General features: G+C 66.7%; 14 protein-coding genes. 8 read left to right on the top strand and 6 right to left on the bottom strand.

Translation table 11 applies throughout. From position 1 onward, the window contains the following. Positions 1-635: 635 nt before the first annotated feature. On the bottom strand, positions 636-2603 hold the full coding sequence (locus KS03_RS11420; RefSeq protein WP_012733377.1) for a glycoside hydrolase family 127 protein: 1968 nt from the start codon (positions 2601-2603) through the stop codon (positions 636-638). A 63-nt stretch (positions 2604-2666) separates the two neighbouring features. Next, a complete protein-coding gene (locus KS03_RS11415) occupies positions 2667-4217 on the bottom strand; it encodes an MFS transporter (protein ID WP_230674367.1) in 1551 nt (516 codons plus the stop codon). 55 nt (positions 4218-4272) lie between these two features. On the opposite strand from KS03_RS11415, the gene KS03_RS11410 reads away from it, so the two are divergent. After that, on the top strand, positions 4273-5097 hold the full coding sequence (locus KS03_RS11410; RefSeq protein WP_012733379.1) for a helix-turn-helix transcriptional regulator: 825 nt from the start codon (positions 4273-4275) through the stop codon (positions 5095-5097). A gap of 278 nt (positions 5098-5375) precedes the next feature. Here the strand turns inward: KS03_RS11410 and KS03_RS11405 are convergent, their stop codons facing one another. Beyond that, positions 5376-5891 carry a CinA family protein gene (locus tag KS03_RS11405; RefSeq protein ID WP_012733380.1) on the bottom strand — a complete coding sequence of 172 codons (516 nt, stop codon included), beginning with the start codon at positions 5889-5891 and terminating at the stop codon, positions 5376-5378. Positions 5892-6609: 718 nt separating this feature from the next. Here KS03_RS11405 and KS03_RS11400 point away from each other — a divergent pair. Further along, entirely contained in the window at positions 6610-6834 is a 225-nt protein-coding gene (locus KS03_RS11400; protein WP_012733381.1) for a DUF2934 domain-containing protein, read from the top strand. Between the two features lie 518 nt (positions 6835-7352). Here the strand turns inward: KS03_RS11400 and KS03_RS11395 are convergent. Next, on the bottom strand, positions 7353-8363 hold the full coding sequence (locus KS03_RS11395) for an alpha/beta hydrolase family protein (protein WP_012733382.1): 1011 nt from the start codon (positions 8361-8363) through the stop codon (positions 7353-7355). Positions 8364-8757: 394 nt separating this feature from the next. On the opposite strand from KS03_RS11395, the gene KS03_RS11390 reads away from it, so the two are divergent. The 3 genes from KS03_RS11390 (at position 8758) to KS03_RS11380 (ending at position 12370) form a co-directional block, all read left to right on the top strand. Then, positions 8758-9099: an HdeA/HdeB family chaperone gene (locus KS03_RS11390; protein WP_012733383.1), complete on the top strand. Its 342-nt coding sequence runs from the start codon at positions 8758-8760 to the stop codon at positions 9097-9099. A 566-nt stretch (positions 9100-9665) separates the two neighbouring features. Then, entirely contained in the window at positions 9666-10073 is a 408-nt protein-coding gene (locus tag KS03_RS11385) for a hypothetical protein (RefSeq protein ID WP_017432547.1), read from the top strand. Between the two features lie 338 nt (positions 10074-10411). After that, entirely contained in the window at positions 10412-12370 is a 1959-nt protein-coding gene (locus KS03_RS11380; RefSeq protein ID WP_230674364.1) for an alpha-L-fucosidase, read from the top strand. 465 nt (positions 12371-12835) lie between these two features. Here the strand turns inward: KS03_RS11380 and KS03_RS11375 are convergent, their stop codons facing one another. Next, on the bottom strand, positions 12836-14695 hold the full coding sequence (locus tag KS03_RS11375) for an ABC transporter ATP-binding protein/permease (protein ID WP_012733385.1): 1860 nt from the start codon (positions 14693-14695) through the stop codon (positions 12836-12838). Then, positions 14696-15571, bottom strand: coding sequence for an extracellular solute-binding protein (locus KS03_RS11370; RefSeq protein WP_012733386.1), 876 nt, complete (start codon positions 15569-15571; stop codon positions 14696-14698). Between the two features lie 154 nt (positions 15572-15725). On the opposite strand from KS03_RS11370, the gene KS03_RS11365 reads away from it, so the two are divergent. From KS03_RS11365 to KS03_RS11355, 3 genes are all read left to right on the top strand, one after another. Continuing rightward, positions 15726-16154 carry a TOBE domain-containing protein gene (locus tag KS03_RS11365; RefSeq protein WP_012733387.1) on the top strand — a complete coding sequence of 143 codons (429 nt, stop codon included), beginning with the start codon at positions 15726-15728 and terminating at the stop codon, positions 16152-16154. Positions 16155-16160: 6 nt separating this feature from the next. After that, positions 16161-16670, top strand: a complete 510-nt coding sequence (locus tag KS03_RS11360) for a molybdopterin-dependent oxidoreductase (protein WP_012733388.1) — start codon at positions 16161-16163, stop codon at positions 16668-16670. A gap of 93 nt (positions 16671-16763) precedes the next feature. After that, positions 16764-17165 (top strand): winged helix-turn-helix domain-containing protein, encoded by a 402-nt coding sequence (locus tag KS03_RS11355; RefSeq protein WP_230674363.1) that lies wholly within the window; start codon positions 16764-16766, stop codon positions 17163-17165. Positions 17166-17187 lie beyond the last annotated feature (22 nt).

Raw genomic sequence — 17187 nt, 5'->3', positions numbered from 1 at the left:
TTCGAGGCCACGATTCCTGCCTGACGGCCGTGATCCCACGCCGCGCTACGGTCGATGCGGCACTTGCCGATACACTTTCGCCATACTGTTCATACCTGCGTCACGGTTTACGCCGCCGAGGCTGTACGATGGGTTCACGGGGTATCGCTTTGAGCCTCGTGCCTACCGCAAGGTGTTTTTATTGGATGATCCGTACCTGGATCATCCTTTTTTTTGTTTAAGCCATTCAATGGCTGGATCAATGACCGCTTATGCGCGGTACTTTCGCCGTAGCCGGTGGGGCGGCAGAAGGGCGGCGCGGGAGAATCGGCTCGACAGGATGGTCCGGATGCGGGCGCTGTCCACGCCGTCTGCCATCTCGGCTGGCCGGGACTGCAAGGGCGTTCGACTACGACTGCCGCGGCCAGCGTACTGACGCGCCGGACTAGGGGCGATGGTTTCGGTGCCCGAGCCCGCTGCCTCGCGTGGTACGCCCGGGCGCATCACGCGAAGCAGCGGCTTCCAGGCTCGAACGCACGCTGCGGTGCGGACGCAAACCGGGGGCCGGGCATGCCCCATGGTCGACCCGCAGCGCCAGGCGCCAGGGCCGGCTGCCTCACGCCATGCCGCGAAAACGGGAATGCCGCGAAAGCGGATCAGTCGCTGTTCACCCACACGCGCATTTCTCCTTCGCCGCGATTCGCCCAGCAAAAATACGGAATGAAGGTCAGCGTCTGCGGGACGCGATCGCCAGCCTCGGCATCGAATTCATATAACGCGTCATCGGATTCGTGATGCGAAATTCGATAGCCGCGCGCCTGCAGAACGACTTTTTCGGCCAGGCTCGCATCGATTTGCGCGCCGTCGACCACTTCAAACCCGGCGTCACGCGGCAGATACAGGGCATGCAGGTCGGCGCCGTTGTCCGCCTGCTCGATGCAGTAGACGATCGGCCCGCGCTGCACGGCGACCTTGCCTGCGGCGTGCCGCAGCTTGCCGTGGCCGGTCAGGCGGCGCACCGTCATCGGCAGCACGAGTTCGATCGTGTCGCCGTCGTGCCAGACGCGCGGCAAGTGCAAATAACCGTCCACGGCGGCGGAACACGCAACCGTATCGCCATTCACCCGAACCTCCGGCGCGGCGCACCAGTCCGGCAGCCGCACCGCGATCGTGCCGTCGAAGCCGTCGGCCTGCTCGACCACGATCCGCAGGTCGCCCCGCCATGGATAGTTGCCTTGCTGACGCAGCGTGACGCGCGACGTGCCGGCGTTAAGCCGTGCTTCGCCCGCCACGTAGAGGTTCACGTAGATGATCGAATCGTCGACGAGATAAACGTACTGATCGAGCGAGGCGATGAGCCGGGCCACATTCGGCGGGCAGCATGCGCAACCGAACCAGCGCTGCCGCACCGGCTTCACATGCTCGTACTTGTGGTTGCCGCGTATGCCGGCGGGATGCGTTTCCAGCGGATTGACGTAGAAGAACGAGCGGCCGTCGAGCCCGATCCCCGCGAGCACGGTGTTGTATAGCGCGCGTTCCAGCACGTCGGCGTAGCCGCTTTCGCGGGACGCTTCGAGCATGCGGCGGGCAAAGAAAACCAGGCCCACGGAGGCGCAAGTCTCCGTGTACGCGGTGTCGTTGGGCAGTTCGTAGTCACAGGTAAACGATTCGCCCCACACTTGCGCGCCGATCCCTCCCGTTACATACATCTGCCGCGTCACCATATTGCGCCAGACGGCCTTGCAGACGTTCAGCTTCGCCGCGTCGCCGCTCACGCGCGCGAGATGCGCGACGCCCGCGTAGAGATAGACCAGCCGGACCGCGTGTCCGACGGCCGCGTCCTGCTCTGCGATGGGCTTGTGTGCCTGGCTGTAGGCCTTGTGCGTGGTGATCCAGGCGCGGCCATGCACGTCCCAATGCGACACGCGCCCGCGCTTTTCGTATTCGATATCGTAGTAATGCGGCCGTGCGCCTCGCTGCTCGACGAAGTAGCGGGCGAGCGCCAGATGGCGCGGGTTGCCGCTCACCTCGTGCAGGCGCATCAGCGCGAGTTCGATCTCGGGATGACCCGGATAGCCGTTGAGCTTGCCCGCTTCGGTGCCGAACACCGTGTCGATGTGAGCGACGAAACGCTCGGCGACCTCGAGCAGCTTGCGCTTGCCGGTGGCCTGCCAATAGGCCACGGCGGCTTCGATCAGATGGCCCGCGCAATACAGTTCGTGACATTCTGCCAGATTGGTCCAGCGCTGCCCCGGGGCCTTGATCGTGAAGTAGGTGTTGAGGTAGCCGTCGTCGTGCTGCGCCCGCGCAAGCAGATCGATGGTTTCGTCGGCGATCTGCTCCAGTTCGGCGTCTCGCTGCTCGGCGAGCAGATACGCCACCGCTTCGAGCCACTTCGTGATGTCGCTGTCCTGGAACACCATTCCCGTAAACGCGCCTTCGTCTTCACCGGCGGCGATGCGGAAGTTGCGAACGGCGCCGCTGGGTTCGGTATCGGCGATCCGGTCGTTGAGCGCCTCCCATTGATACGGCACGACCACGCCGCGTACCAGATGCCGGTAGGCGCGCCAGAAAGTATCTTCGATGCTGACCTGCCGCGATGCGGCATGATTGAGCTGATTCATGAGCGGGTTTCTCGACGGTCGTGGATGGATGTCGGCAGGGCCGGGACCTTGGTGGCGCGGCCCTCAATGGCCCGCGCGCCGTAGCCTGAGATCGGCCTGAATGCGGGCGAGCAGGGCGGTGTCGATGCAGAATTTGCGCGAGACGGCCGCCAGCAGCAAATGAATCACGCCGGGGATCGCCGTCGCGAGCAGCGTGATGCCGTGTACGGAGGCGCTTGTCTGGTTCTCCAGGCCCGCCTTGTAAGCGACGGCCACCAGCACGCAGGTGATGATGCCGGCGCTCGCCGCCCAGGCGAGCTTGATGAACAGCAGGTTGAACGCGAAATTCATGCCGGACGCACGTATGCCGGTTTTCCAGTCGCCGTAGTCGTCAGCGTAGGCCATCATCGCGAAGTGCAGCGGCAGCGTGAAGCCAAGCACCGTGCAATACACCAGAATCAGCACGAGCCAGAGCGTCTGAGCGGAGGCCGGCACCCAGTAGAGCGCGATCGACATCAGGCCGAGAAAAACGTTCGTGTGGAAGTAGAGGTGCTTGGCGTCGAAGCGCTTGCTCAACTGGTTGACGATCAGTGTCCCGAGGATCGCCGAAAAGGTCGCCACGCCGAAAAACAGCGATGTGTACGCGGTATCGCCGTGCAGCACGTAGGTGATGAAGTACATGTACGCGCCGCCTTTCGTATTGAAGATCGTGATGAGCAGGAACGACATCACGAGCATGACGATCAGCTGGTCGTTGCGGCGCATGCTGCGGAACTGCTCGCCGAGCCTGGCTTGCCCCTCCGTGCGCAGCGGGACGCGCTCGCGCACTGCCGCAAAGCACCACAACAGCATGACCACGACCGCGAGAGCCGCCACGGCGATGGTCAGGCGATAGCCGCGCGCGGCGTCGCCGCCACCGAACTGCTTCACGAAATAAGGCACGCCCGTCGATACCAGAAAGCCCGTCAGGCCGCACAGCGCAAAACGATACGTCTGGCAGGACATGACTTCTTTGTGGTCGGTCGTCATCGCGTTGATCATGGCGCAATACGGCACATTCACCGCCGTGTAGCAAACCGAGAGCAACAGGTAGGTCGCGAATGCATAGACGATTCGCCATTCGTAAGACAGCGAGGGCGAGGCGAAAGTCGCGATCGCGACGATGCCGATGGGAAACGCGCCCCAGAGCTGCCACGGTCGGAACCGTCCCCATCGGCTGCGCGTGCGATCGGCCAGCGCGCCCATCAAGGGATCGGCGGCGGCGTCGAAAACGCGCAGCACGACGAAGATCGTGCCGACGATGCCGGGTGCGAGGCCAAACACGTCGGTGTAGAAAAACGTCAGGAAATTACCGATCAGTGCCGTGATGACGGTGCCGCCCGCATCGCCGAGTCCGTAGCCGAACTTCTCGCTGGCGGACAGCCCGGCCAGCGCCGGCGCGCCGGCTCCGAGGCTGCCGTCTTCTCCCGCTATTGTCGTGCCGTCCGCCATATTCGTCTCCACTCCATGCTTGTTTTGAATGGGGTCGCGCGTCGTCTCGCGCGCCCGGCTTGGATTGCCGATGGCAATCCTACCTGGGCGGACTGGACGCACAAGCCACAAATCAACATCAATGGAGACGATTCCGACTATCATCCCTCTCGTCGCCGGTCGATGACCATCGGCCGGGCATGCGGCATGGAGCGGGAGTATGCAACTCAGGGTTTCGGTGCAGTCGTCGATACGCGCGCAGAACGGCGGACTTTTCGTTTCGAAAAGTGCCGATTGGGTCCATCCGCAGCGCAGGCTCGAGTCATACGAGCTGGTGTTCGTGCGCCAGGGCGTGCTGCACCTGCGTGAAGACGACACGGAGTTCGAGGTCCAGCCGGGCGAGGCGCTGCTGCTTTGGCCGCATCGGCGCCATGGGGGCACCCGCGCGGCCGGCCGCGGGCTCAAGTTCTACTGGGTGCATTTCACGCTGGCGTCCGGCACGGAAGACGACCTGCCGGACCCGTTGCAGGTGCTCCAGCACACACGCGTCGCGCGCCCTGACCAGATGAGCGCGCTGTTCCGCCAGTTGGTGAACGACCAAGAACTGTTCGGCGCCCGGTCGTCCACGCTTGCGCCCATCATTGCGCTGATGCTCTGCGAGCTGGCGCGCTCGGAGAATGCCGTGGCGCAACAGGCCGGTGCGGCTTCCGCACTCGCGGCCAAGGCCGAAATGGTCATCCAGAACAAATTCGCCGGCGACATCTCGGCGTCCACCATCGCCGACGAGTTGCACTGCAATCCCGACTATCTGGGGCGCGTGTTCCGCCGCGCCTATGGAAGAACGCTCACCGAGGCCTTGCACGCGCGGCGTGTGCGCCATGCCGCCATGCTGCTCGCGGAGACCGGAAAGAGCATCGGTGAAATCGGACAATTGTGCGGGTTCAGCGATCCGGCCTATTTTCGACGCATCTTTTCTCGCTACCAGGAAATGACGCCTGGCGCCTGGCGCGCATTGCATACCCGCACGCACATGAACCACACCTAGCGCGGCGGCGTGACGGGACGATCCGGCACGGCCGGCTGGTTCGGACGGGAGCGTGAGCCGAAGCCAGCCAATCCGACCGCCGGGCCGTTGGGAGCCCGCCGCATGGCAGCCGCCGCATGACGCCTCGCGCCCGCGCGGCGGCCGGTGCGAATGCCAGGGTCTGGCCGCTCGCACCGTGATGACGCGTGAAGCCGGCGCCGGTGGCTGGCCGCGGCCCGCATGCGGCGGTGTCCGACTGCGGCCTGCCCGGGCATGGGCCGGCGCGAACCCGCCCGTGTTCAGCCGGCCTCGGAACGGCTGGCTTGCACCAGGGCGTGATAGTGGGCGAGGCGGGCCAGGGCGTAGTCCGCCGCGGCCTGGCGTATCTCGTTGCGCGAGCCCGAGAAGCGTTGCGTCTCGCTGAACGTGCTCAGCTTGCCGTCGGTGGCACGGAGCGACCAGGCGAAGCATTGCGTGCCGTGCGGCGGGCTTCCGTCGTGCTCGCCGTCGGCCAGGCCGGTGTTGGCAACCGCGAGCGTGGCGATCGAACCGGGAGCGGCGAGTGCGCCCTCGGCCATCTCGCGTGCCACGGCCTCGCTGGTGAGGCCGTGGCGGTCGATCGTCTCGTGCCGCACGCCCAGGAATCCGGCCTTGCCGCGCGGCGAATAGGCCACGAAACCAACGTCGAGGCAGCCGCCGCAACCCGGCACCGACGCCAGGGTCGCCGCGATCAGTCCGCCGGTGCAGGATTCCGCCGTGGTCAGCACGATCTCGTTGGCCTTCAGGAAATCCACGGCGCGCAGGGCAGTGTCCATGTCGGGTCTCCGGTATGGGAGGCGAGGGCGGGCGTCCGCGCAGGGGAGCGGACGCAGGCGGCCCCCGCCGCCTGCTTTCATATTGCAAGGCACGTGCCGCGCCGGGCGGACGGCCTGCTGCACGAGCCCGGCCGGGTTGGGCCACGCGTGCGCCGGCCGTTCGTGCCGTTCGTACCCGTCCTTCCTCGCGTTGCTGCCGGCCCCACCGGGCGGTTTTTACACGCATGCGCTGTTAGGTCGTGCCGCAGTCGTCGCTTCCGCCGTGACGGGATGGCCGCGGCAGTCCGATGGTGGGCACGGCAGTGGTAGTGATCGGGGCTGCCTAGCAAGGCGCCCAATGATGAAGACGCTTCCCCACCCGCGCATGCCGTCGCGCGTTCCCCTCGTCGCGGCTGAAGACCGCGCTGGCCGCGATCCCCGGGCTCGCGGCTGCGGGCCGGCACGGCGCTTGCGCACGATCGGCGTGGCCCCGCTGCCGCGAGGCGGAGCGCGTCCGCGCTGCGGCGGGACGATCAGGGTCGCGCGTCTTCTCCTCGATTTCGAGACGAGCGAAGGGCCGACAGACGCCGGTGGTGGCCGCCGCCAGCCGGCGGCGCGGTGCCGACCTTGCGGGTCCGCCCGGCTTCTCGCTGCTGTCGCGACCGTATTCCGCTGTCGGGAACGCGTTCGCGATAGCTGCTGCGGGCGGCCTCAACCCCACTATCAGGAGTACGTGAACATGAGCGATGAACGTGAAGACCGCGTGCGCGAGCGCGCCTACGCGTTGTGGCGTGCCGATGGCTCGCCCGAGGGACTGGCCGATGCCTACTGGTATCGGGCTCAGGCGGAGCTCGATGCGCAGCCGGCGGCGCATGGTGCCGCCGGCGTGCCGCTCGAGGACGACGATCTGCTGCCACCTGGCAAGCAAGTGCCGCGCGGCAGCCTGCGCCCGCAGGGAAGGTGAGGCCGGCGCGACGTCGACCCGCGCGTCGGTGAAGCGCGGCGCCACGGCGATCGCGGCCAGGCCCGCAGTCAAGTGACGCGGGCACGCGCCGCGCGCGCAGCGCGGTGCAGGACGCCCGCGCGCCTGGCGCACAGCCGAGGCCGTGCGCGCCTGCAAGGGTGGATCGGCAAGGCCGAGCTAGAACACGGAGAAGGAGAACGATGATGCGACGAACCCGACACTCGATGAGACGAGCACTGGCGGCGGGACTGCTGGCAGGCGTGGCGCTGCTGCCGGCCTGCTCGAAGCCCGATGATTCAACCAGCGGACCGAACGGCGCGAGTGCGCCCGGCAACGGCATTTCGCCCGCGCCTAGCGCTACCTCGCCGCGCGCGAATTCGAGCCCCGGCGCGTCCGGTGGCGGTTCTTGAGACGCGCAAAGCAGTCGTCCGCATGAAGCGATGGGCCCGAGAGCCGGGCCTCGGGGGCGGGACGTGAGCGATACCCGTGAGCAGGCTGCGGCTTCTGGCTTCCCGCCGTCATAGCCGGGCTCGCAGGAAGTTTATGACCTCCTGATCGATGCGGCGGTGGATCTCCACGCGATCGACGCCGGGCGCATCCCGGCAGATCAGTGCCACGCCGGCTGCGACCGAGTCCGGACAGGGATCGATGAAAACGAAGTGATTGCCGGGCACGACATGGACGGCGGGTGGGGTGGGCAAGCCCGCCACGACGGCAAGGGCGTTTCTCGCAGCGCCGAGATAGCTGTCGTCCTGCGGGCGATACAGCAGCGTCGGGACGCGCACGGCGGCCAAGCCGGGCGCCTCGAACATCACGGCCAGTGGATCCATCAACACCAGGGCCTTCAGGCGGTGGTCGACGGGCGGCTGCCAGTCTGCCAGTTCCGCCGGTACGGCCGCTTGGCTTCGAGCGCCGTTCGCACCATCGCTGGATACCGAACGCGGACATGAGCCGGGGTCGTCGTGGCTCGCGCAGTAGGCGCTGGCGAACGCGAAGTCGGGTTTCGCTCCCGCCAGAATCAGCGCGGTGTAGCCGCCAGCCGAGTATCCGATCATGCCGATCCTGCCTGGGTCGGCGCTCGCCGAAAACCGCGGGTCGGCAAGGACCGTATTCAGTGCGGCCTCCGCCTGGCGCGGACGATCGATCAGAATCCGGGCTTGCGACGACGCTCGGGGATAGCCCGAAGCGTCACCGACATGCGTCGGCAAGATCGCGATGAATCCGGCTCGGGCCAGCGCCCTGGCCAATTCGCGGTGGCCGAGGGGGCCGCCGCCTCGGCCGTGTGAAATCAATACAACCGGAAAACGGCCGCCCGGGGCCGGCGCTGCGTTGCGCGTCGCCTCGACAGTGAACGGGCCCGCTTGCCATGGAACCTCGGGCTCACGCGTGGGGTAGAAGACCATCGCGTCGAACGGTGCCGCCTCGCCCGCCACGGTGAGACGAACGACGCCTGCGTTGAAGGCGGCGGGGGCAGCCAGCAAGGAACAGGTACATATGATTGTCAGTACAAGCGTCACCATCCAACGCATGTCGCGACTCCTGGCCAGCGAGATTGAGAGGCGAAGGATAGCAGAACGTTCTTACCCGTTTGAGCGACGCGTGCCGCGTTTTTATTGCGGGCTGCAGCCGGCGTTCGCCGTGAAAACGGCGGCATGCCCTGCGTCCGTGCGGGCGGAGCGGCATGACCACCGGCAGATCCGAACACAATCGGCATCCCGTTGCGCGCCATTCATTCCAGGCACGCTTTAATTTCCGGTTAATAGAGCGGGCCTAGCATCCGTAAGCCGATAAACGCAGCAGCAGCGCGAGACGACATGGGGCTTCAAGCGGTTGCCCGGTCGGCAGTGCCGTCGGGCCGACGCTGCGCTAAGGGTTGATTCGGTGCGCAATGATGGCATGCTTACCCAACTTATGAGGATAACGATGAAAAAGATCACCATGTGGTACATGGCAGCGGCGCTCGCCGGCATCGCGACGGCCAACGTGGCATTCGCGCAAACGGCCGCCAAGACGATCTCCCCCGCGAAGATGGTTTGCGCTGATTTCGAAACCCTTGACGATGCTTACAAACCAGCGGTCATTTACTGGGCAACGGGCGTCGACAAGCTGGGCGTGCGCGAAACCGACCAGATTACGATCGACACCGCGCATCCGGTCGCCGAGCAAGTCACTGAGGAATGCAAAGCGACGCCGAAAGTCAAGATCGTCGACAAGATCCGGATGATGGCGAAGGCGGGCAAGCTGAGCATCTACAAGCGTAATTGATTCCCCTGCTGCGGTTGCCCGATCAGGAACGGTGCCGATCCGTGCCGATTCGGTCGGGCGATACGCTTTTTTGAGGCGTACCTTACAGGCCGTTGAAATACCGCTGTCCGTCCTGCACGCTGCAGGCGCCCGAGATCGCGCAAAAGCAGGCCGATGCTAGGCCGGGGTGGCGACAACGAACCGTTGTTCAGCGCGAAGAGGCGGCAAGCACGGGTTCCCCAGGCGCGGCTGTCGCGCCTGCGGCACGCCCCCATATCGATCCTGTTTCCCTTGAACCCGGCGACCGGTCCGAAGCCGAACACTTCGCGGTGATGGCAGCGAACGGCTCGAGCGCATGCTCCCAATCGAGCGCGAAAGGTGGCGACGTCCCTTCGGCGGCCGGCCCCGGCATGCCATGCAAACCACCCCCACGGCCAGTCAGCGCTTGCATGCCTCAGGGTTTCTCCTATTGGTCAGGCCTGTACAATATATTCATATTGGCTTGACCAAGTTGCCGTCCTGCGGTCTAATTTGCCGCAATCGGACTGACCAGCGCGAGCCAGGTCGGCCACATCGAAGGAGACGCGATGAGCATGTTCCGCAGCCTGTCCGACGCGGCGGCCCCCGTCAGGCCACCGGCGGCGCAGATCCCTTTGCTCCGAGGCCTAGGCAAACGCTTGCCCTGCCTCACGACGCTTGACGGCATGCCTTTTTACGCGCGCTTTCGCGCGCCGGAGCAGGCGCCCGGCATTGCAATCCACCACCAGGAACTCAACTTCGTGCTGCATCGGCGCGGGGCGAAAAACCGCGATCTGCGTCGCGCGCCCAAGCGCGGTCGCTGCGTCGACATGCACCGGGCCGCGCTTTGCGCGAACCGGCCTGACCGGGGCGCCTTCCGTGCAGGGCGGGGCGCTCCCGATCGCGCCGCGGCAGAGAGTCCGGCTCGCGAGCGCCTAAGGGCATTGTCAGAAAAACAGTCGGCAGTAACCGAATAATCGAATTCGCGGTTCACCCGGTGACACGGTTCGCCGAGTTGACATGGTTATTATTCGCATAACTAAGCATGAATCATGGTGACGCCACGATTGGCGTCATTTGGAAAGCTGGTCGAAATTTTTTGTGAAATGCGCTGCGCGACATCGAGTGTCGATCGATGTCTTCGCCACGCATGTGCTTCTCAGTTTTTCCAATCGAGAGAAGGAGGACCCGAACCAGAACAGCAGCGTGCAACGCACTGGCGCACAACGCCATGCCGGCAGGCGCCGGCCTTCGACGTTCCGCACCACATTGGTAACGGCAATATCAAATCGAAAAAATTTCGAGGAAAGAGAGAATGAATAATTTCAAAATGTCTCGACGTGCCCTTCTTGCCGCAGGAGGTGCGGTGGCCGGAATGGGTTTGGTTCCGCCTCTGATGCGCAGGAGCCTGGCGGCAGCCGTGGCAACTGCTACGGCGAACTCTCCGCAATTCAACCTGGAGCAATTTGCCGAACTGCGCTTCGGGATGTTCAACCACTTCAATATGGGAACATTCACCAACGAGGAGTGGGCGACCCCGAACCAGAATCCCATGACTTTCGCGCCGCCGAGCGTGAACTGCGCCCAATGGGCCGCAGCCGCGAAATCGGCCAAGATGAGCTACGGCGTCTTGACCACCAAGCATCACGACGGTTTCTGCTTATGGCCTTCGAAATACAACAGTTACAACGTTGCCAACAGCGGGTATCGGCACGACATCGTCAGTCAGTACGTCACCGCATTCCGCGAGGCCGGACTCAAGGTCGGCCTGTATTTTTCGATATGGGATCGCACCTACCCGGTGCAGGCCTACGGCGGACACGTCAGCGACACGACCCAGGCAATCCAGCCGTCGAACATCACTTACATCCTCAATCAGATCCGCGAGTTGCTTACGAATTACGGGCAGATCGATATCTGGGTGAATGATGGGTATGCCTGGCAGATGGGCCAGCAGCAGGTGCCGTATCAGCAGGTACGAGAACTCGTCAAATCCCTGCAGCCGAACATCATCATGATCGACCACGGCGCATTGACCGTTCCGTTCCTTGGCGATGCCATCTACTTCGAGGAGCCGATGGGCGTGACGTCGCCGGCCAACAACACCTATGCGTCGGCGCAGGGAACGACCATCACGCCTGCCGGTTGGTTCTGGCATCCGCAGGACCCGACTACGGACCCGATGAGCCAGGCCGACATCGTCAACCATCTCACCACTCTGGAGCCGCGATGGACGTCATTCCTGTTGAACTGTCCGCCGAACCGCTCCGGCCTGCTCGACGATAATATCGTCACCAGGCTTCAAGAAGTGGGGGCCGCCTGGTCGCCCAACTCCAGTCGTCCCAAGCTTCCCACCCAGCCCAATCGATGCGAGCATCCCGTCACGCCGGTGGCTGCCTATGCGAGTGCCTGGCACAGCGGGGAAGGTCCGATGCGCGCGATCGACGGCTATTCCGACAAGGACGCCGAAACCTGCTGGTCGACCTGGTCCAGTGACGGCAGTCTCACCCTGCCGCAGTCGATCACGATAGATCTCGGCGGCACGTATAGCGGCATTGGCGCCTTGGAGTATCTGCCCAAGCAGTTCAATCGCAACAACTCGACCGACGGCGACATTACCTCGTTCCGGATTCTCACCAGCACCGACGGCGTCAGCTTCACCCAGGTCGCATCCGGAAACTGGGATGCCGACCACACCATGAAATATGTCGAATGGCCGGCTGCCAATGCCGCCTATGTGCGGATAGAAGCGCAGGCGGGAACGGGCGGCTACTGCAACATCAATAATCTACGAGTCGGCGGCCGGACAACGAAGCCGGCACTCGTGGCCGACACCACCTTCCCGGTTGCGAACAAGCAATACAGGATCATCAACGCCAACAGCATGAAGGCGCTGGATGTGGGCGATGGGCAGGTCTCGAACGCCACGCCGGTCGTGCAGAACCCGGTCGCTTCCTCGCCGACGCAGTACTGGACGTTCGAGCGCGACGTCAGCGGTTACTTCAAGATTCGCAACGTGTCGTCCAACAAGCTGCTGGAGATTGGCAACCTGTCCAGGGCGAACAATGCCGTGGCTCAGGTATGGGATGACGCGACCGCTCCGCAGCAGGAGTGGTCCGTGACTCGCCTCAGCAGTGCCAACTTCATGCTGTTGAACCGCTTGAGTTTCCTGTCGCTGAACGTGAAGGATGGTTCCCCCAGCACCGGAGCGACCGTCAATCAGTACGAGTTCAATCAAGCCGCTCAGGAAATGTGGCAGATCTCGGCCGTATAGGTCGAGCGCCATGCCGCACGAGCGCTCGACACGTCCTGTCCGCTCATGAGGCTAGGGCTCGGGCAATCTGATTCCCACCAGCCGTAACGGGAATCAGATTGATGAAGCCACGCTGCAGACGGTTGGGCACCGGGGCGGCAATGAGCCGAAAGCGTTACGCGCGGCGGTGGCCCCGCTGATGGTCGCCACGACTCTCGTCTTGTTGTCCCGCTCGATCTTGCGGCTCGCGTGCGCATGGGACAACCCCATCCCGTCTGCCGCCGACCTGGACCGGGTGATGGCCCAGGCCTGGTCCTCGCGCCTGGACCTGGGCCACCACGCATTGAGCGGCGACTCATTCGCATGCAATGAAGGTGCCGTGCCGTGGTCGGCATGCCGGCCCGCGTCGATTGGGCCGGTCGGACCGAGCGCGCCGGGCGCCGTTGCGCCAGACATGACGCGAAGCGCCCGCGCCGGCGTGCGTCGTCAATCCGCCCGCGGCCAGACCGTGACGCCTGCCGGGTCGATCGCGATCCGGCAGGCCGCGGGCGCATCCGTCTGCCTTGCGTCGAGCACGACGTCGAAGGCGTGCTCGCCAAGCTCGATGCGTGCGCAACGCTGGCCGTCGCGCAACGCGATCGATTCGATCCGGGCCTCGAACGGCCCCTCGGCATCGAACCGGATCGCATGCGGCGCGACGCGCCACATCACGGCGCGTCCCGGGTCGGGCAGGCCGGCCGCAGCGGCGGCCCGCAGCACGACTCCGCCGCCGATCTCGATGCGGGCCCCGTCACGCGTCGCATCCCGCAGCACGCCGTCGCCCACGTTGCGCAGCCCGAGCAGTTCGGCCACGCGCCGGTTCGCCGGCCGCGCGAACACCTCGGCGACGGGGCCTGCCTGCAGCGTTTGGCCCTGGTCGATCACGAGCACGTCGTCGGCGAGCTGCGCCGCCTCGTCGGGATCGTGCGTGACGAGCACCGTCACGGCGCCGATCTCGCGCTGCAACGCGCGCAACGCGCGCCGCAGCTGCCGCCGGCGCGGCGTGTCGAGCGCCGAGAACGGCTCGTCGAACAGCAGCAGGTGGCTATGCCGCGTCAGCGCGCGCACGAGCGCGACGCGCTGGCGCTGGCCGAGCGACAGCTGACGCGGCAGCCGCTGCGTCAGCGTGCCGAGCCCCAGATGCTCGACCCAGTAGCGCGCGGCCGCCGGGTCGGCATCGACCGGAAACGCGAGCTGCGCGGCCACCGTCAGGTGCGGGAACAGGCCGTAGTCCTGCGGCATGTAGCCGATCTGGCGCCGCTCGGGCGGCAGCGCGCCGAGGTCGGTGCCGCCGAGCATGATCATGCTGCCGTCGTCGCCCGCCTCGAGCCCGGCCATCAGCCGCAGCGCGAGCGACTTGCCCGAGCCCGACGGCCCGACGATCGCGAGCCGGCGCGAGGCCGGCGCCCAGTCCACCGCGAGCCGGAACGCGCCGAGCCGCCGGCGCAGCCGGATCGCGAGGCGCGCGTCGGGCGCGAGCGCGCCGGGCGGCGTGCCGGTGGGCGCGAGCGGCGGCTCGTCGCCGTGGAGCGGCGGCGGTGCGTCGGCGTCGGCGCGCGCGCCGCGCCGCGCGATCGACAGGGCCGCGCAGGCGACGGCGATCGCGAGCGTCGGCAGCAGCAGCGGCATCATCGCCGGCAGCCCCTGGCCGCCGAACACGACGTAGGTATAGACGGGCAGGGAGTAGGGGTGGTACGCCACCATCACGGTCGCGCCGAATTCGCCGAACGCGCGCAGCCAGGCCAGCGCGAGCCCGGCCCGGATCGAGGGCCACGCGGCCGGCAGGGCGACGCGCAAGAAGCGGCTGCCGGCGCGGTGGCCGAGCGTGGCGGCGACGTCCTCGAACACCGGGTCGAGCGCCGCGAACGCGGAGCGCGCGGCGATGATCAGGAACGGCGCGGCCACGAAGGTTTCGGCCAGCACGATGCCGGCGAACGAGTCGGTCAGCGCGCCGCCCGTGAGCCGGCCGACCGGGCTGTACGGCCCGAGCAGGAACAGCAGCAGCACGCCGCTCGTGAGCGGCGGCAACGCGAGCGGCAGCTGCACGATGAAGCCGAGCGGGGCCGCCAGGCGCGAGCCCGAGCGCGCGAGCCAGTAGCCGAGCGGCACGCCGCCCGCCAGCGTGAGGAGTGCGGCCAGCGTCGCGCTGCCGGCCGACACGCCGACCGCCGACCAGGCCTGCGCCCAGTCGACGTTGGCCCAGTCGGCCCGCCCGATCTGCGGCAGGCTCGCGATGAACGGCGCGCACAGGTACGCGGCCAACAGCAGCGCGAGCAGCCGCAGCGGTCCGGCGACGCGTCGCGTCATTTACTGCGCGGCGTCAATGACGGCCTGCAGCGACGGCGGCAGCGCCTGCGCATTGCCGGACACCTTCGGCCTGACCACGTCCACGCCGTGTTCCTTCAGCAGCGCACGCCCCTTCGCGCTGAGCAGGAAGTTCGCGAAGCGCGCCGCGCCGTCCCGGTTCGGCGCGTCCGAGAGGATCGTCAGCGTGTAGCTCGCCTTGGCCTGCAACTCCGGCGCGGGCGCCACGGCCGGGATCTTCAGGTCCGAGGTCTCGGTCGAGTAGAAGAAGCCGGCGTCGAGCTGGCCCGACTGCAGGCGGCCCACCAGCGCTTCCTCCGGCAGCACCTGATCCGGGTTGCCGGGCGCGCCGAGCGTCTTCTGGACCAGATCGGGCTCGTGATAGAAGCTCGCCGCCCGGGTCATCATTTCCACCGTGAACGCGCCCTTCGGATCGAGCTTCGGATCGGTGCGGCCGATCCGGATGCCCGGCTCCTGCAGCACCTGGTCCCAGCGCTTCGTCTTGAACGCCGTCGCGAAGCGGCTCTGCGGGTTGTAGCCGATCATCAGCGGCGATTCGGCGAAGTTGACATACCATGTCACGAAGTTGCCGTTCGCCTCGCCCATCAGGCCGGCGTTGACCTTCGGGCTCGCGCTGACGAACACGTCGCCGCGGCGCAGCTTGCCCTTGATCTCGTTGGCCAGCTTGTTCGAACCGGCCGCATAGCCGCGGAACTGCAGGCCGGTCTCCTTCTCGAACGCCGGGCCGACGCTGCGCTCCATCAGGTTGACGAGCGAGCCTGCGTACAGCACGTTCACGGTATTGGTGTCGGCGGCCTGCGCGCGGGCGCCGAGGGCGCTCGCGACCACCGCGGCAGTGACCAGCAGCTTGCGCAGCATGGTGTTCTCCGTAGCGTTGTAAAGGTCGGTATATTACGGTGGTCCGGCGCAATTCGGGAGATCGCATGCGCTCGCATCGATCATGCGTCATGTTTACACTGCACTAGCTGCGCCGGCCGCCCTGGCCGGCGGCAATCGGACAGGAGACTTGAGCATGCGTACCAGTGCCCGCAATCATTTCGCCGGACGGATCGCCGGCGTCAAGCCCGGCGCGGTCAACGACGAGGTGACGCTGCGCACGGCGGACGGCCTCGAGATCGTGGCGATCGTCACGCACGGCAGCGCCGAGGCGCTCGGGCTCGCGGCTGGCGTCGAGGCATTCGCGCTCGTCAAGGCCTCGTCGGTGCTGGTGATGGTGGAGGTCGAGGCCAGCCGCGTGTCGGCGCGCAACTGCGTGGCCGGCACGGTGTCGGCGCTGACCAAGGGGGCCGTCAACGCCGAGGTCTCGATCACGGCGGCGGGCGGCGCGCAGGTGGTGGCGATCGTCACCAACGACAGCGTCGATCGGCTGGGGCTCGCCGTCGGCCAGCCGGCCAGCGCGGTCTTCAAGGCCTCGAGCGTGATCATCGGCGTCGACGGCTGAGCCGCGGTGGCCACGCCCGACCGCGCGGCTCCGGCCGCGCCATCGCCCGCCCCCTGCGCCGCGCCGGCCGCCGGCGTGGTCCACGTGGCCGGCGACATGCTGCGCCCGGCCGCGCTGTCGCTCGCTCAACTGGTCGAATTGCCGTCGACGGTCTGCGAGCCGTTCGCGCTGCGCTGCTTCACGAGCGGGCGCCATATTCGCGACGTCGAGCGCTATCGCGGCGTGCGGCTGACCGAGCTGATCACGCGCGCCGGGCTGCGTGATCCGGCCAGCGGCGATTTCAAGCGCACCATCTTCCTCGCGATCGGTCACGACGGCTATGCCGTCACGTTCTCGTGGCACGAGCTGTTCAACACCGCGGTCGGCGAGCAGGCGATCGTCGCCCACGAATGTGGCGGCCGGCCGCTGACGGCCGAGGCGGGCGGCCCCTTGCTGTTCTCGGGCGCCGACATCTCGCCCGCGCCGCGCCATGTGAAGCGGCTCGCCTCGCTCGTGGCGCGCGTGATCGCCCCCTGAGCACGCGCGGGTGCCGGCGTGGGCCGGGCGGCGCGGCAGCCTGGCGCGCCCGCGGCCGTCTGGCGGCACGGGCGTTCGTGTATGCTTGCGCGCATGACCAAGCCTGCCGCTTCCCCGTCCGACGTCGCACCGCCGCCCGCACCTGCCGGCGCGCCTCGCGTCCACTTCCGCATGCGCATCCGCCGCGGCGAAACCGTCGCGCTCGGTCCCGGCAAGGTCACGCTGCTCGAAGCCGTGCGTGAGCACGGCTCGATCTCGGCGGCCGCGCGCCATCTCGGCATGTCGTACCGACGCGCCTGGCTGCTGATCGACGAGTTGAACCGCTCGCTGCGCGCGCCGGCCACGCATTCGGAGCAGGGCGGCGCGAGCGGCGGCGGCTGCACGCTGACGCCGGTCGGCGAATCGATCGTCGCGCTCTATCGCGAGATCGAGGACGAGGCGCAACGGCATTGCGCGAAGCAGATCGCCGCGCTCACCGCGATGATGCAGCCCTGAGCCGGGCCGCCGGCCGGCTCGG

Source organism: Burkholderia glumae LMG 2196 = ATCC 33617, assembly GCF_000960995.1.
Taxonomy (GTDB): domain Bacteria; phylum Pseudomonadota; class Gammaproteobacteria; order Burkholderiales; family Burkholderiaceae; genus Burkholderia; species Burkholderia glumae.
This window is presented reverse-complemented; position numbering and strand designations above follow the sequence as displayed.

Coding starts and splice junctions, on each gene's coding strand:
- KS03_RS11420 (WP_012733377.1), bottom strand. CDS start 2,603: ATGAATCAGCTCAATCATGCCGCATCGCGGCAGGTCAGCATCGAAGAT.
- KS03_RS11415 (WP_230674367.1), bottom strand. CDS start 4,217: ATGATAGTCGGAATCGTCTCCATTGATGTTGATTTGTGGCTTGTGCGT.
- KS03_RS11410 (WP_012733379.1), top strand. CDS start 4,273: ATGCAACTCAGGGTTTCGGTGCAGTCGTCGATACGCGCGCAGAACGGC.
- KS03_RS11405 (WP_012733380.1), bottom strand. CDS start 5,891: ATGGACACTGCCCTGCGCGCCGTGGATTTCCTGAAGGCCAACGAGATC.
- KS03_RS11400 (WP_012733381.1), top strand. CDS start 6,610: ATGAGCGATGAACGTGAAGACCGCGTGCGCGAGCGCGCCTACGCGTTG.
- KS03_RS11395 (WP_012733382.1), bottom strand. CDS start 8,363: ATGCGTTGGATGGTGACGCTTGTACTGACAATCATATGTACCTGTTCC.
- KS03_RS11390 (WP_012733383.1), top strand. CDS start 8,758: ATGAAAAAGATCACCATGTGGTACATGGCAGCGGCGCTCGCCGGCATC.
- KS03_RS11385 (WP_017432547.1), top strand. CDS start 9,666: ATGAGCATGTTCCGCAGCCTGTCCGACGCGGCGGCCCCCGTCAGGCCA.
- KS03_RS11380 (WP_230674364.1), top strand. CDS start 10,412: ATGAATAATTTCAAAATGTCTCGACGTGCCCTTCTTGCCGCAGGAGGT.
- KS03_RS11375 (WP_012733385.1), bottom strand. CDS start 14,695: ATGACGCGACGCGTCGCCGGACCGCTGCGGCTGCTCGCGCTGCTGTTG.
- KS03_RS11370 (WP_012733386.1), bottom strand. CDS start 15,571: ATGCTGCGCAAGCTGCTGGTCACTGCCGCGGTGGTCGCGAGCGCCCTC.
- KS03_RS11365 (WP_012733387.1), top strand. CDS start 15,726: ATGCGTACCAGTGCCCGCAATCATTTCGCCGGACGGATCGCCGGCGTC.
- KS03_RS11355 (WP_230674363.1), top strand. CDS start 16,764: ATGACCAAGCCTGCCGCTTCCCCGTCCGACGTCGCACCGCCGCCCGCA.